At 62.3% G+C, this 14,541-nt stretch carries 12 protein-coding genes; 2 read left to right on the forward strand and 10 right to left on the reverse strand.

The window, feature by feature from the left end; genetic code table 11:
• Positions 1-45: 45 nt before the first annotated feature.
• The 6 genes from ACF8K2_RS15430 to arcD (ACF8K2_RS15455) form a co-directional block, all read right to left on the reverse strand.
• On the reverse strand, positions 46-1,554 hold the full coding sequence (locus ACF8K2_RS15430) for a sigma-54-dependent transcriptional regulator (protein ID WP_186556443.1): 1,509 nt from the start codon (positions 1,552-1,554) through the stop codon (positions 46-48).
• A 173-nt stretch (positions 1,555-1,727) separates the two neighbouring features.
• Entirely contained in the window at positions 1,728-2,096 is a 369-nt protein-coding gene (locus tag ACF8K2_RS15435; protein ID WP_264234884.1) for a DUF5064 family protein, read from the reverse strand.
• A gap of 55 nt (positions 2,097-2,151) precedes the next feature.
• A complete protein-coding gene (arcC, locus tag ACF8K2_RS15440; protein WP_392465753.1) occupies positions 2,152-3,081 on the reverse strand; it encodes a carbamate kinase in 930 nt (309 codons plus the stop codon).
• Between the two features lie 126 nt (positions 3,082-3,207).
• Positions 3,208-4,218, reverse strand: coding sequence for an ornithine carbamoyltransferase (locus tag ACF8K2_RS15445; protein ID WP_368973482.1), 1,011 nt, complete (start codon positions 4,216-4,218; stop codon positions 3,208-3,210).
• Between the two features lie 69 nt (positions 4,219-4,287).
• On the reverse strand, positions 4,288-5,544 hold the full coding sequence (arcA, locus tag ACF8K2_RS15450; protein WP_264234887.1) for an arginine deiminase: 1,257 nt from the start codon (positions 5,542-5,544) through the stop codon (positions 4,288-4,290).
• A gap of 32 nt (positions 5,545-5,576) precedes the next feature.
• Entirely contained in the window at positions 5,577-7,004 is a 1,428-nt protein-coding gene (arcD, locus tag ACF8K2_RS15455; protein WP_186556438.1) for an arginine-ornithine antiporter, read from the reverse strand.
• Between the two features lie 471 nt (positions 7,005-7,475).
• Here arcD (ACF8K2_RS15455) and arcD (ACF8K2_RS15460) point away from each other — a divergent pair, with 471 nt between their 5' ends.
• Positions 7,476-8,903, forward strand: a complete 1,428-nt coding sequence (gene arcD / locus ACF8K2_RS15460; RefSeq protein WP_392465759.1) for an arginine-ornithine antiporter — start codon at positions 7,476-7,478, stop codon at positions 8,901-8,903.
• Positions 8,904-9,017: 114 nt separating this feature from the next.
• On the opposite strand, the gene ACF8K2_RS15465 is transcribed toward arcD (ACF8K2_RS15460), so the two are convergent.
• The 4 genes from ACF8K2_RS15465 to ACF8K2_RS15480 form a co-directional block, all read right to left on the reverse strand.
• On the reverse strand, positions 9,018-10,367 hold the full coding sequence (locus ACF8K2_RS15465; RefSeq protein ID WP_392465761.1) for a CoA transferase: 1,350 nt from the start codon (positions 10,365-10,367) through the stop codon (positions 9,018-9,020).
• 56 nt (positions 10,368-10,423) lie between these two features.
• Complete coding sequence (locus ACF8K2_RS15470) at positions 10,424-10,837, reverse strand: YbaN family protein (RefSeq protein ID WP_264234891.1); 414 nt, start codon at positions 10,835-10,837, stop codon at positions 10,424-10,426.
• Between the two features lie 52 nt (positions 10,838-10,889).
• Positions 10,890-11,498: a biliverdin-producing heme oxygenase gene (locus tag ACF8K2_RS15475; RefSeq protein ID WP_264234892.1), complete on the reverse strand. Its 609-nt coding sequence runs from the start codon at positions 11,496-11,498 to the stop codon at positions 10,890-10,892.
• A 180-nt stretch (positions 11,499-11,678) separates the two neighbouring features.
• Entirely contained in the window at positions 11,679-14,264 is a 2,586-nt protein-coding gene (locus ACF8K2_RS15480) for a TonB-dependent receptor (protein ID WP_392465765.1), read from the reverse strand.
• Here ACF8K2_RS15480 and ACF8K2_RS15485 point away from each other — a divergent pair.
• The coding region (locus ACF8K2_RS15485; RefSeq protein ID WP_392465768.1) for a hypothetical protein at positions 14,240-14,541 on the forward strand (302 nt) is incomplete at its 3' end. The genes ACF8K2_RS15480 and ACF8K2_RS15485 overlap by 25 nt on opposite strands.

Below are 14,541 nucleotides of genomic sequence, written 5' to 3' on the forward strand. Positions count from 1 at the left end.
GAGCGGGCTTGCCCCGCGATAGCGTCAGTAGTGACACGGCCTTTATCAGGCCTTGCCGGAAATCCCATACTTGCGCAGCCGCTGGGCAATCGCGGTATGCGAAGTCTGCAAGCGCCCAGCCAACTGCCGGGTCGAGGGGTAGCTGGCATACAGGCGCTGCAACAGCTCGCGCTCAAATTCCCCCACCGCCTGCTCCAGGCTGCCGACCTCAGCCTCTTGCCCGCGCGCCACTGAAGTGCCGGCGATATCCAGATCGCCAATATCCACCAGATCGCTTTCGCAAATCGCCGCCGCGCGGAAAATCACGTTCTGCAACTGGCGCACATTGCCTGGCCAAGGGTTGGCCAGCAGGGCGGCATGGGTGCCCGGTGTCAGCCTGCAAGGCGGGCGCTGGATCTGGGTGCAGGCCTGCTGCATGAAGTAGTGCGCCAGCAGCAGGATATCCTGACCGCGTTCCCGCAGCGGCGGCACCTGCAGGTTGAGTACATTGAGGCGGTAGAACAGGTCTTCGCGAAAGCTGCCCTCGGCGACCATCCGTTCCAGATCGCGATGGGTGGCGCTGATGATGCGCACGTCGACCTTGACCTCGCGATCGCCACCTACTCGGCGGAAGCTGCCATCGCTGAGAAAGCGCAATAGCTTGGCTTGCAGATAGGGCGACATCTCGCCAATCTCGTCGAGAAACACCGTGCCTTGGTTGGCCAGTTCCATCAGCCCTGGCTTGCCACCACGCTGGGCGCCGGTAAACGCGCCGGGGGCGTAGCCGAATAGCTCGCTCTCGGCCAGGCTCTCGGGCAGTGCCGCGCAGTTCAGCGCCAGGAAGGGCGCGGCATGGCGGCTGCTCAGGGCATGGCTGGCGCGGGCTACCAGCTCCTTGCCGGTGCCGGTTTCGCCGTGCACCAGCAACGGCGCATCGAGCACCGCTACGCGCAGCGCGCGAGCCTTGAGGGTGCGGATGGCCGGGGAGTCGCCGAGCAGTGCGTCAAAGCCTTCGGCGTGATCGTGGTGCAGCGCTGACAAGCGTTCGCCCATGCGGTTGGGCGGATACAAGGTGAGCAGGCCACCGGCGTTGGTAATTGGCGTGGCATCGAGCAGCAGGCTCTGGCCGTCGAGCTGCATCTCGCGCATCGGCAGGTGGAAGTTGTTGTCCAGCAGCGCCTGGAGCAGGTCGGGGTCTTTGAACAATTCACCGACCGAACGCCCAGCCGACTCCCGCCCGCAGAGGGCTATCAGGGCCGGGTTGGCCAGCAGCACCTTGCCGGCGCTGTCCACCGCCAGCACTGGGTCGCTCATGGCCGCGAGCAGGGCATCGAGCTGCAAATGGCGACGCTGGCCGGGGAGGATGTCGACCACTTCCACCGACTGCACGCCGTGCACTTCGAACAGGGCGTCGTGGAGCTCTTCGAGCACTGCGGGGCTGAGGGTCGGGGCGTCGATGTAGACGTTCGGCGGGACCATTTCCACGGCGTCCAGGTTGAGGTTGCGGGCACCGAGCAGGGCCAGGACTTCCTGGGTGATGCCGACGCGGTCGATGAAGCTGACGTGGATGCGCATGGGAGTTTCGGGCTTTGGGCGAGCAGATGCGCAAGTATGCCTTATCTGGGGCCGCTTCGCGGCCCATCGCAGGCTGCGCCAGATCCAAAAGGGGACGTGTTGGGTGCTGCAGGAGCAGCAGGTGTGGGAGCTGGCGCAGCCTGCGATGGGCTGCGCAGCAGCCCTGATGCGGGTTACTCCAGATGCTCAGGCTTGATCGGATCGCCAGACTTCACATCCAGTTGGACGCGGATGTCTTCGAACATCAGGTCGTAGATCTTGTGCGTCGATCCTAGCGACTCGAATTTCTTCGGCGCTGGCAGGTAGCTCTGGGCCTTGCGCGTGGCCAGGCTGAGAAAACTCGGCAAGACCTGGTCCTTGGCGAGAAAGAACTTCTCGTCCACCGGCTTGCCCTCGATGCTGCCATGCATGTGGAACTGGATACCGCGGCCTTCCCTGGGGTCCTGGGCTACCTCGTAGTTGATGTTCAGATCGTAGCTGTGATCATTGGTGTTGAGCGCGGTACGTTCGATGTGTACATGACCAGGTTGGAACTGAGCCACAGTGCAATCCTCCGGAAGGTTGAAACGGCGGGTGCCGAGCACCCGCCAACTGCATTCAACGGTAGCTGATACCTGGCTGGGCCGTGGAAACACGGGTGCCGGCAGTGCCTTTGACGATGTCCTCGATGTTTTCCAGCGAGCTGATCACCGCGACCTTGCCGGTGTTACGGGCAAAGTCACTGGCGGCCTGCACCTTCGGCCCCATGGAACCGGCGGCGAAGCCTAGGCGCTCGAGTTCGTCGGGGTGCGCCTGGGCAATGGCTTTCTGCGTCGGCTTGCCCCAATCAATATAGGCCGCATCCACGTCGGTGGCGATGATCAGAAGGTCGGCCTCCAGCTGTTCGGCGAGCAGCGCCGAACACAGGTCTTTGTCGATCACCGCTTCGATGCCCTTGAGCTTGCGATTTTCGTCGTACATGGTCGGAATGCCGCCGCCGCCGGCACAGATGACAATGCTGCTTTTTTCCAGCAGCCACTTGATCGGGCGGATTTCGAAAATGCGCTTGGGCTTGGGGCTGGCAACCACTCGCCGGTACTTGTCGCCGTCGGCCTTGACCACCCAGCCTTTTTCCTTGGCCAGGCGCTCGGCGTCTTCCTTGGAGTAGACCGGACCAATGAACTTGGTCGGGTCTTTGAAGGCCGGGTCATTGGCGTCGACTTCGACCTGGGTCAGCAGGGTGGCGAACGGCACTTCGAAGTCCAGCAGGTTGCCCAGCTCCTGTTCGATCATGTAGCCGATCATGCCTTCGGTTTCAGCGCCGAGCACATCCAGCGGGTAGGCTTCGTCGGGTCTGTAGGACAGCGCCTGAAGCGACAGCAGGCCGACCTGCGGGCCGTTGCCGTGGGCGATGACCAGTTCGTTACCAGGGTGGATCTTGGCGATTTGCTCGGTGGCGGTGCGGATATTGGCGCGCTGGTTGTCAGCGGTCATCGGCTCGCCGCGGCGTAGCAGGGCGTTGCCGCCCAATGCAACAACGATACGCATGATGAAGTGTCCTTCAGAGAGAATATGGGACGGGCCCGTGGGAGCGGGCTTGCCCCGCGATGGCGTCGTTGCGGCTGGCGCTATCGCGGGGCCAGCCCGCTCCCACAAAAGCCCCCTGCTCGGGGGTTACAGGTCAGCCAGGGTCGAGACCAGAATCGCTTTGATCGTATGCATGCGGTTTTCCGCCTGCTCGAAGGCGATGCACGCTGGCGACTCGAACACGTCGTCGGTCACTTCGATGCCGTTCTTCAGGTTCGGATACTGCTCGGCGATCTGTTTGCCGACCTTGGTGTCGGAGTTGTGGAACGCCGGCAGGCAGTGCATGAACTTGGCCCGTGGGTTGCCGGTGGCTTTCATCAACTCGGCATTGACCTGGTAGGGCAGCAGTTGCTGGATACGTTCGCCCCAGGCTTCGACCGGCTCACCCATCGATACCCAAACGTCGGTATGCACGAAGTCCACGCCTTTGACCGCTGCTTTCGGGTCTTCGGTGAGGGTGATGCGCGCACCGCTTTCTTCTGCGTACTTCTTGCAGCGCTCGACCAGGTCATCATGTGGCCACAGTGCCTTGGGCGCGGCGATACGTACGTCCATGCCGAGCTTGGCGCCGATCAGCAGCAGCGAGTTGCCCATGTTGTTACGGGCGTCGCCCAGGTAGGCGTAGCTGATGTCGTGGATCGGCTTGTCACTGTGTTCGCGCATGGTCAGCACGTCGGCGATCATTTGGGTCGGGTGATATTCATCGGTCAGGCCGTTGAATACCGGTACGCCAGCGAACTTGGCCAGCTCCTCGACGATTTCCTGCTTGAAACCACGGTACTCGATCGCGTCGTACATGCGCCCGAGCACGCGGGCGGTGTCCTTCATGCTCTCTTTGTGGCCAATCTGCGAGGAATTGGGGTCGATGTAGGTAACGTTGGCGCCCTGGTCATAAGCGGCGACTTCGAATGCACAGCGGGTGCGGGTCGAGGTCTTTTCGAAGATCAGGGCGATGTTGTTGCCCTTCAGGTGTTGCTGCTCGGTACCGGTGTACTTGGCGCGTTTCAGATCGCGGGACAGGTCGAGCAGGTAACGCAACTCGCGCGTGGTGTGGTGTTCCAGGCTGAGCAAGTTACGGTTATGAATGTTGAACGCCATGATGATTCTCCTTGAGTTCGGTAATCGGCCCGGCCGGCGCTTTGTAAGCGCGGCCGGGTTGATGGTCGTTTAGTAGTCGATTGGGTCGCGAATGATTGGGCAGGTCATGCAGTGGCCACCGCCACGGCCGCGGCCCAGCTCACCGGCGCTGATGGTGATGACTTCCACTCCGGCCTTGCGCAGCAGGGTGTTGGTGTAGGTGTTGCGGTCGTAGCCGATGACAACGCCAGGCTCCACGGCCACTACGTTGTTACCGTCATCCCACTGTTCGCGTTCGGCGGCGAAGCTGTTGCCGCCGGTTTCGACTACGCGCAGTTGCTTGAGGTTGAGCGACTCGGCCACCACCTCGATGAACGATTTGTTCTCGCGACGTACATCCATGCCATACGGCTTGCTGCTGTCTGGGCGGATGACGAACGGCACGATCTCTTTGACCACTTCCGGGAAGACCGTGACCAGGTCGCGGTCGCAGAAGCTGAACACCGTATCCAGGTGCATCGCAGCACGAGATTTCGGCAGGCCGGCGACCACCACTTTTTCCACCGCGCCCTTGGCGAACAGCGATTGAGCCAGTTGGCCGATGGCTTGGCGCGAGGTGCGCTCGCCCATGCCGATCAACACCACGCCATTGCCGATCGGCATGACGTCGCCGCCTTCCAGGGTGGCCTTGCCGTGGTCTTTGTCCGGGTCGCCGTACCAGACTTCGAAGTCGGCGCCGGTGAACTCGGGGTGGAACTTGTAGATCGCGCTGGTCAGCAGGGTTTCCTGACGGCGCGCTGGCCAGTACATCGGGTTCAGGGTCACGCCACCGTAGATCCAGCAGGTGGTGTCACGGGTGAACTGGGTGTTGGGCAGCGGGTCGAGGAGGAAGCTGGAGTGGCCCAGGTAGTCGCGGTACATCTTGATCACGCTGGCGCCTTCGCTGTCGGGCAGGTCTTCACCGGCCACGCCGCCGATCAGGAACTCGGCCAGCTTGCGTGGCTCCAGCCCTTCGAGCCAGCTGCGCACCTCGTTGGTCAGGCCCACGCCAACGGTGTCTGGGGTGATCTTGCGATCGAGGATCCATTTCAGCGCTTCAGGATTCTGGATGGTCTCGGTCAGCAGGTTGTGCATTTCCAGCACTTCGATACCGCGCTCACGCATTTTGGTGACGAAGTCGAAGTGGTCGCGCTTGGCCTGGTTGACCCAGATGACGTCATCGAACAACAGGTCGTCGCAGTTGCTCGGGGTCAGGCGCTGGTGGGCAAGGCCCGGGGAGCAAACCATCACTTTGCGCAGTTTGCCGGCTTCGGAATGGACGCCGTACTTAACTTTATCGGTGGACATGGTTCATTGCCTCCATCATGCAAATTCAGTGATTACAGAGTCAGGAATCCGTCGTACAGGCCATAGGCCGCAACCAGCGCGCCCACGACTACGGCGGCGAAGATCAGCTTCTCCACGTTGGTAAAAATCGGTTGGCCCAGTTCGCGCTTGGCCTTGGCGAACAGGATCGCGCCAGGGGCATACAGCAGGGCCGACAGCAGCAGGTACTTGACCCCGCCGGCATACAGCAGCCAGACCGCATAGAGCAGGGCGATGGCGCCGATGATCAGGTCTTTGTTGCGCTCGCCGGGGGCTTGTTCATAGGTCTCGCCGCGCAAGGCCATGAGGAAGCCGTAGGCCGCCGACCACAGGTAAGGCACCAGGATCATCGAGGTGGCGAGGTAGATCAGCGACAGATAGGTACTGGCCGAGAACAGGGTGATGACCAGGAAGATCTGCACCATGGCGTTGGTCAGCCACAGGGCATTGGCCGGCACATGGTTGGCGTTCTCGCGGCGCAGGAACTCCGGCATGGTGTGGTCTTTGGCGGCGGCGAACATGATCTCCGCACACAGCAGTACCCACGACAGCAGGGCACCCAGCAGCGAGATGATCAGGCCGACGCTGATCAGCACCGCACCCCAGTGGCCGACCACGTGCTCAAGCACGGCCGCCATCGACGGGTTCTGCAGCTTGGCCAGCTCAGGTTGAGTCATCACGCCCATCGACAGCACGTTGACTAGCACCAGGAACAGCAGCACGGTGATGAAGCCGATGACCGTGGCTTTACCCACGTCCGAGCGTTTTTCTGCCCGTGAGGAGAAGATGCTCGCGCCCTCGATGCCGATGAACACCCAGACGGTGACCAGCATCATGTTGCGCACCTGGTTCATCACGCTGCCCAGGTCTGGCGAGCCCAGGCCCCAGATGTCGGCGGTGAACACGTCGAGCTTGAAGGCGAACAGGCAGATCAGGGCGAACAGCGCCAGCGGCACGACCTTGGCCACGGTGGTGACCAGGTTGATGAACGCCGCTTCCTTGATCCCGCGCAGCACCAGAAAGTGCACTGCCCAGAGCAGGATCGACGCGCCGATCACCGCCGCCGGGGTATTGCCCTCACCGAAGATCGGGAAGAAGTAGCCCAGAGTACTGAACAGCAAGACGAAGTAACCGACGTTGCCCAACCAGGCGCTGATCCAGTAACCCCATGCTGAAGAGAAGCCCATGTAGTCGCCAAAACCGGCCTTGGCGTAGGCATACACCCCGCCATCGAGGTCAGGTTTACGGTTGGCCAGGGTCTGGAACACGAAGGCCAAGGTGAGCATGCCCACCGCGGTGATGGCCCAGCCGATCAGCACGGCACCGACACCGGCGCTGGCGGCCATGTTTTGCGGCAAGGAGAAGATCCCGCCGCCAATCATCGAGCCGACGACAAGTGCAACAAGTGCACCGAGTTTTAGTTTTTCGGGGGAATCAGACATTTAACAACTCCGTACCAGGAGAAAGTTGACGACAGAATAAAACTGACGCCGGGGTCATTCGCTGATGTAGATCAGTTCATGACGACGTAAAGTGAGAAAAATCCTTCACGCGTCTCCTGGAGAGTGCCGACAGCTCTGCCGCAGGCCTTGTGCGCTGGCACCTCCATGTACATCTAGAGCAAACGCTCTGTTTCGCCTGCGAACTTTGAAGCTAGTCGCTTTTGAGTAAGAAGCAAATTTTTCAGGAAAAAGACGGTGGTATCCTGAACGACGTGGATATATCCACATGTCCGGCAGGGTTAGTTGCCAGCTGCATAGACGGGCTAGTTATGAGCCCGGCAGATTTCATCACGTGGTCTAATATAAAAGCGCCGCCGCTATATATGAATGCAAGGGGTGTTACATGGGTATGACACTGCGCCGCCGAGGCCGCTGGGCGGGCCTTTTTCTGGGTACTGATCGGGAGGCGCCATGAGCGAGCCGGGACAAAAACTGCGGCTCGGCGCGTTGATCGCCTTGGTGGTCGGCTCGATGATCGGCGGTGGGATTTTCTCGTTGCCGCAGAACATGGCAGCGCGCGCCGATGTCGGCGCCGTGCTGATCGGCTGGGGCATTACCGCCGTGGGCATGCTGGCCTTGGCCTTCGTGTTCCAGACGCTGGCCAATCGCAAGCCGGAGCTGGATTCGGGGGTGTATGCCTACGCCAAGGCTGGGTTTGGCGAGTACATGGGCTTTTCGTCAGCGTGGGGCTACTGGATCAGCGCCTGGTTGGGCAACGTCGGTTACTTCGTCCTGCTGTTCAGTACCTTGGGTTTTTACTTTCCGGTGTTCGGCGAGGGCAACACGCCGATCGCCATCGCTTGCGCCTCGTTGCTGCTGTGGGCGGTGCACTTTTTGGTCCTGCGCGGGATCAAGGAAGCGGCGTTCATCAACCAGGTGACCACGGTGGCCAAGGTGTTGCCACTGCTGATGTTCATAGTGATTGCTGCCTTTGCCTTCCGAGCCGATATCTTCACCCGCGATATCTGGGGCCTGAGCAACCCCCAGTTCGGTAGCGTCATGGAGCAGGTGCGCAACATGATGCTGGTGACGGTGTTTGTGTTCATCGGCATCGAAGGCGCCAGCGTTTATTCGGGGCGAGCGCAGCGCCGCTCGGACGTGGGCAAGGCGACGGTGATCGGTTTTCTTGGGGTGTTGGCCTTGCTGGTGCTGGTCAACGTGCTGTCGCTGGGGGTCATGACCCAGCCTGAGCTGGCCGGGTTGCAGAATCCATCGTTGGCCTCGGTGCTCGAACACATCGTCGGCCCATGGGGGGCCTTGCTGATCAGCATCGGCCTGGCGGTGTCGCTACTCGGTGCGCTGCTGTCGTGGGCGCTGCTGTGCGCGGAGATCCTCTTCGCCACCGCCCGCGACAAGACCATGCCACGCTTTCTGACCCGGGAGAATGCCAACCAAGTGCCAGCCAATGCCTTGTGGCTGACCAACTGCATGATCCAAGGGTTCTTGCTGATCACGCTGTTTTCAGCAGGGACTTACACCAGCCTGATTTACCTGGCCTCGTCGATGATCCTGGTGCCGTATCTGTGGTCGGCGGCCTATGCGGTGCTGCTGGCGGTGCGCGGGGAGGGCTATGAAGGCCAGGCCAATCTGCGACGCAAGGATTTATTGGTTGCGGGAGTGGCGCTGATTTACGCCATCTGGCTGCTGTATGCCGGGGGGCTGAAGTACCTGCTGTTGTCGGCCTTGCTCTATGCGCCGGGGGTGATTCTGTTCGCCCGGGCCAAGCATGAGCAGGGGCAGGCCCTGTTTACTAGCTGGGAGAAGTTGATTTTTGCCGCGGTGCTGGTGGGCGCGGGGTTGGCGGCCTATGCGCTGTATTCAGGGTTGCTGAGTCTTTGAATCGATAGGGTGCTGCAGCTATCGCATCGCGGGGCAAGCCCGCTCAGGTACAGTGCAAGGCTCAATTGCGGCGCTGACCCTGTAGCGGGCTTACAACGCGATGCGCTGTAGAGGTCACCAGTGTGGTGCTGCAGATCCCAGCTCGCAGGCGCCGAAATCCCAACGCAAAACGGCATCGCCCACCGTCAACGGCCCCTTGAGCCGCTGCGCCAATCCCCACGGCGTTTGCTCCAGATGCAGATCCAGGTCATCCACCGTCTGCGCCGCCAATGGCAAGTCATCCCCCACTGTCCCATGCTCGACCAGCAGTTTCGCCGTACGCGCCAGCGACAAACGTGCGCGGCTCCCTGCGCCGCTGCGCAGGCGCTCTTCCAGGGCACGGATCGCCTCGGCCGCCATCAGGTAGCCAGTGGCATGGTCCAGCGCCTGTACCGGCAGCGGCACAGGCTGGTTCGCCTGCTGCCAGCGCATGCCTTCGCGGGCAATCCCAGTGCTCATCTGCACCAGGCTGTCGAAGCCGCGCCGCTCCTTCCAGGGGCCACTCCAGCCATAGGCGTTGAGGCTGACATCGATCAGCCCGGGGTTGAGCTGGCGCCGTCGTTCATGGCCAAGGCCCAGTCGCTCGAGTGCATCTGCGCGATAGCCGTGAACGAGGATGTCGGCATCGCCCAACAGCCGCTCGAACACCAGGCGATCGGCTCGATCGCGCAAATCCAGGCGCGCGCAGCGCTTGCCCAGGGTGACTTCGGCAACCACTGCCGGCTCTTCCCAGCCCGGGGGATCGATACGCAGCACCTGTGCGCCAAAGCCGGCCAGCAGGCGGGTGGCGATGGGGCCGGCGAGGATGCGCGTAAGGTCGAGTACCTTGATCCCCGCCAATGGCCGCTGGGTAGTGCCGCGCCATTTCAGCGGGGTATCGCTGGCGAAGGTTTCGCCCAGGATCAGCGGCTGCGCATTGACCGCCTGGCCTTGAGGATGCGCGCACCAGTCAAGCCAGCTGCGCATCCGCGCCGCACAACCGCCAGCAGCGACTAGCGCAGACTCCAGCTGGTCGGCGCTCCAGCTCGCTACCTTGCTGGCTATCTCGTTGCGATTGGCACAGCTGCCCAGTACCCGCTCGACGGCGGCGCGGTGATGTGGGGCATTGGTATGCAGGCGGATCCAGCCGTCGGCGCAGGCGTAGTCCCCGGCGATCGCATCCCACAGCCCTGGCGGCTGCCAGCCTTGTGGGCGCAGGCTGCTGGCGAACCAGAACGAGGCCAGGCGTCGGTCGACGCGCACCAATGGGCAATTGTCGGTTTGTTGTTCAAGCAAGCGCGCCAAGGCCAGGCCGGCGGCGCCGATGCTGGCGGCGGCAAGCTCGCTGACAGCGTAGGTCGAGGGCAAGCTGCCGACGCCCTGCCAGCGCAAAGAGGCGGGGTTAAGGGTCAGTGCTTGGCTGATGGTGTCGAGCAACGGCTGCATGCAGGATCCTCCTTGATCGATCCCATTGCAGTACATCCGGCGCCGAGACGCAAATCTCAGCGGGCGTTGCAGCTCGTTGCAGGTGGCGTTGCTCGCTCAGGCCGCGACCAGATCCACAGGTTGCCCAGGGTCATGCCGGCGATCGCCAGGAACACCGGCCAATGGTGTTCAAGGAAGGTCAGCATCACCCCGGCGCACAGCAGCATGCTGATCGTCGCGCTGATCTTGGCCCGACGCTGGATGACCTTGCCGTTGCGCCAGTTGTACAGGATCGGCCCGAACAGCCGGTGATTCTCCAGCCAGGCACTCAAGCGCGGCGAGCTGCGAGTTGCCGCCCAGGCGGCGAGGAGAATGAACTCGGTGGTCGGCAGGCCAGGAATGACGATAGCGACCAGGCCGATCCCCAGGCTCACGTAGGCCAGGATTCCATACAGCAGGCGGGCAAGTTTCGAGCGGGCAGGTCGGGTCATGGTCTCACTGCAAAAACGGCCGGCCACAAGATCTGTGGCCGGGTAAAGCGTATCAGGCCAGCGCCGCGTCTGCAGCGTAGGCGTGCTTGAGCAGCTGAGTGAAGCGCTCGAAGGCGGCGACTGCGCCACGCTCGGCAGCAGCTTCTTCTTCGGCCGACAGCTCCAGGCCATCGAGGATGCGGGTGAACTGCTTCCAGCCCTCGGCGCGACCGCCGGCCGGCTCGCCCAGGTGCCGCGCGCCAAAGCTGTCCGACAGCTCCAGGGCCACCGCGCGTTTGATCAGGAACGCGGCGCCCAGTTTGGAGCCTTCAGAGACGAAGATCCAGCCCATCGCCTCGCCCAGGCTCGGTTTGCTCAGGGCACCGGCTACCGGCGCTGGGACTTCGGTGTCGAGGTCAGCCAGGTCCAGGCGGGCTTGCTCGGCGCGGCAGCGCTCGGCCAGGTCAGGGACGATGGCGATCAGCTGCGGGTCGGTGTACAGCGCCTGCAGTTCGGATTGGAACAGGTACTGGGCGACCACGAAGCGCGCAAAGCTCTCTCGGCTGTCGAACGGCGCGTGGGATTTGACCAGCACGTCCAGCTCGCTGTGGGGCGCGTGGGTGATCTGGTTCAGGCGTTGCGAGCGCAGGCTCGGGCGCTCGGCGGTGGTGGCGGTGGTCATGGTCGATCCTTGGGAAATAGGGTGTCTAATGACAAGACGAACAAGAAGACGCAGAACAGTAAAAAAACCTCACCTGCGTTGTGTCGGTAGTGGCCTCAGCGTGGGGCGACCCCGCGCCCACCAGAAGCGCGAAGAAGGTGGGGGCGGGTGTATCGCGTGATAAGTCGCTGCTGGATTGGGTCAGATATCCCAGACCACGTTGATGGCGAAGTTGCGCCCAGGCATGGTCAGGCGGTCCAGATTGGCTGGCTGGGTCGCGCCGGCTTCACCCTGCCCGTCATAGCCGCGTACCGAATCCCACTGCCAATATTTCTTGTCGGTCAGGTTGTACAGCCCGGCATTGACGGTGATGTCGTCGGTCACTTTGTAGAAACCGCTCAGGTCCAGCACGCCATAGCCGGGAGTGCGGAACTGCTTGCTGGTGCCGTCGGGTGCGAAGAAGGCACTGTCGTCGACCCGGCTCTTGCGCTTGACCAGCGTCCAGCTCAGCAGGCCGCCATAGTTGGCTTGCTCATAACCCAGGCCGAACACACCGGTCAGCGGGTTGACACTGTTCAGCGGCTGGCCGTTGTCATCGTTGCGACCGTGGGCGTAAGCGATCGAGGTCTGGGTATAGAGACCTTGCGGCGCGCCAAAGTGATCGAGGTTCAGGCGGCCTTTGAACTCGGCGCCCTTGATGGTCGCGTGCTTGATGTTGCCAGCGCTGAAGGTCGGGCCGAGGTCGGCGGCCTGCACCGCATCCTCGTCGATGAAATCGCGGTACTTGTTGTAGAACACCGCCACGTCGAAGTTGCCGGCATCGAAGTTGCCCCGCAGGCCAGTCTCGTAGCTTTTGCTTTTTTCGGGCTCAAGGTTGGGGTTGCCTTCTACGCGATAACCCAGGGTCGGGTTGTCGAAGCGGCCGTACATCGACTTGGCGGTCGGTGTGCGGAAGCCTTCGGCGTATTGGCCGTACCAGGTGTAGTGGTCGTTGAAGGCATAGGTCACCCCCAACTTGGGCGATACGCGGTGCCATTTCTTCGGCGAGTCGTCGATGCTGGCGGGCGCACCCGAGTTGTCGCTGTCCAGCCCGGCGAGGAACGCTTGGGTGATCTTCGGCTCCATGCGCGTGTAGTCGTAACGGGCGCCGGGCAGGAAGGTCCAGTTGTTCCAACGGATCTCGTCCTGGGCGAACACGCTGTAGGTCTTGACGGTCGGGTCGGGGAAGTCGCTGACGTTCAGTCGATCGTCCGGGCTGTCTGCGCCGGCGCCGGCGCAGTTGCGGCCAAATGCCAGGCAAGTGCCGTAGCCTGTGCGCATGCCGGTGACTTGCTCGCGCTTGAAGGTGGCGCCGTAGGTCAGCAGATGCTCAGTGGCGCCGATGCTGAAGGCTTTGTCCAGTTGGGCATCGACTACCCATTGGCGATCTTTGTAGGTGGTCTCGCGAGTACGCAGCACGCGCCGCACGAAGGGTGCATAGATTTCTTCGGTCTGCTGGTCGGTCTTGGCGATCTGGTAGTTGAGGCTCCACTTCACGTGATCGGCCAGCAGCGAATCCAAGGCGAACTCGTGGTTGATGCCGAAACGTTCACGGGTGACGGTGTCATTGCCCAGGCGGCTCTCGTACATGCCGATGCCAACGCCGTTGCCGAAGGGGCCGCCGACTGCGCTGAGGACATTCTGGTCGCGATCATCCTTGTAGCGCTCGTAGGTGAACCCCAGCCGGGCATCGTCGGCGTAATTCCAGCCGAGCTTGGCCAGCACGTTGGTGGTACGTACGTCTTCAGGGTTGGCCTCGGTACGCGACAGGCCGCTGCCGCCATGCCCGCCGTAGGATTCGGTCTCGTGGCCATTGCGCTGGCTCAGGTGCAGCAGGCCATCGAAGTCGCCGTGCCGGCCAGCGACGGTGGCGGAGGTCAGCCAGCTCTCGTCGGCCGAGCTGTAGCCGGTCTTGAGGCGAGCGCCGACGTCCTTGCCGGGCTTGATGATGTCTTGTGGGTCGAGAGTGAAGTAGCTGACTGCACCGCCGATGGCATTGCTGCCGTACAGCACCGAGGCCGGACCGCGCAGGATCTCGACGCGTTTGACGATCTCCGGGTCGACGTAGTTGCGTTGGGTCTGGGCGTAGGGCCCGTAGAAGAAGCTGTCGGGGATCGACACGCCGTCGACCTGGGTCAGGACGCGTTCGCCATCGATACCGCGAATGTTGTAGCCGTTCAGGCCACTGCGTTGACCGGTGCCACCGACGGAAACGCCGGGCTCGTAGCGGACCAGTTGCTGGATGTCATTGACGTTCTGCCGGTCCAGTTGCTCGCGGGTCTGCACGCTGACGGTGCTTGGCACCTGGCTAATGTCTTGGGCGCTGCGGGTGGCACTGACGGTCAGTTGCTGCAGGGCGATAGTGTTACCGGTCGACTGGCGTTCGAGCACCACATTGCCGTTGCTGATTTTGCGATAGCTCAGACCGGTGCCGTGCAGCAGGCGCTTGAGGGCGGCTTCGGGTGGCAGCGAGCCCTGAACGCCAGGCGAGGATACGCCCTCGGCGACTTCGGCGGTGAAGCCGACCTGCCAGCCGGTGACTTCGCTGAAGGCATTGATCGCGGCGACCAGCGGTTGCTGGGTGATGGCGAAGCGGTAGTCGCCCATGCGTGGGGTGCTGGCCTGGGTGGGTTCTGCGGCCAGGGCTGGCAGGCTGCAGGTGCCGCTGGCGAGCAGGGCCAAGCTGAGCAGGGACAGTTGCCCCATGCGGCGGGAAGATGGAGATGGGCGAGTTGGACCTGTGGACATCGGAGGCGCTCCCTGACGCGCGGGCTGTTATAGGTGCTGTCGGTTCTTGGTCAAAACAAGAATCAGTTGCATTGGCTATAACGAGACGGGCGTTGGGGGGGGATCGCGTAAAAATAATTTTGGGGTTTGTTGTGGTGGGTTTTGAGGTGGGGTGTGTATATCCATTTGCGATGGAGACGCTGAATCACCTTTCCGCCTTTACGGCGGGTCACTTTTTGGCAAACGCCCCAAAAAGTAACCAAAAAAGGCTGCGCTCCACCATCCGGCCCTACGCTGC

The organism is Pseudomonas sp. xss_2 (assembly GCF_043104195.1).
Classification (GTDB): domain Bacteria; phylum Pseudomonadota; class Gammaproteobacteria; order Pseudomonadales; family Pseudomonadaceae; genus Aquipseudomonas; species Aquipseudomonas urmiensis.

What these genes read in the sequence shown, in the direction of transcription:
- ACF8K2_RS15465 (WP_392465761.1), bottom strand. Translation starts at nt 10,367, where the DNA reads ATGCAGCCGTTGCTCGACACCATCAGCCAAGCACTGACCCTTAACCCC.
- arcC (WP_392465753.1), bottom strand. Translation starts at nt 3,081, where the DNA reads ATGCGTATCGTTGTTGCATTGGGCGGCAACGCCCTGCTACGCCGCGGC.
- arcD (WP_186556438.1), bottom strand. Translation starts at nt 7,004, where the DNA reads ATGTCTGATTCCCCCGAAAAACTAAAACTCGGTGCACTTGTTGCACTT.
- arcD (WP_392465759.1), top strand. Translation starts at nt 7,476, where the DNA reads ATGAGCGAGCCGGGACAAAAACTGCGGCTCGGCGCGTTGATCGCCTTG.
- arcA (WP_264234887.1), bottom strand. Translation starts at nt 5,544, where the DNA reads ATGTCCACCGATAAAGTTAAGTACGGCGTCCATTCCGAAGCCGGCAAA.
- ACF8K2_RS15445 (WP_368973482.1), bottom strand. Translation starts at nt 4,218, where the DNA reads ATGGCGTTCAACATTCATAACCGTAACTTGCTCAGCCTGGAACACCAC.
- ACF8K2_RS15470 (WP_264234891.1), bottom strand. Translation starts at nt 10,837, where the DNA reads ATGACCCGACCTGCCCGCTCGAAACTTGCCCGCCTGCTGTATGGAATC.
- ACF8K2_RS15475 (WP_264234892.1), bottom strand. Translation starts at nt 11,498, where the DNA reads ATGACCACCGCCACCACCGCCGAGCGCCCGAGCCTGCGCTCGCAACGC.
- ACF8K2_RS15480 (WP_392465765.1), bottom strand. Translation starts at nt 14,264, where the DNA reads ATGTCCACAGGTCCAACTCGCCCATCTCCATCTTCCCGCCGCATGGGG.
- ACF8K2_RS15430 (WP_186556443.1), bottom strand. Translation starts at nt 1,554, where the DNA reads ATGCGCATCCACGTCAGCTTCATCGACCGCGTCGGCATCACCCAGGAA.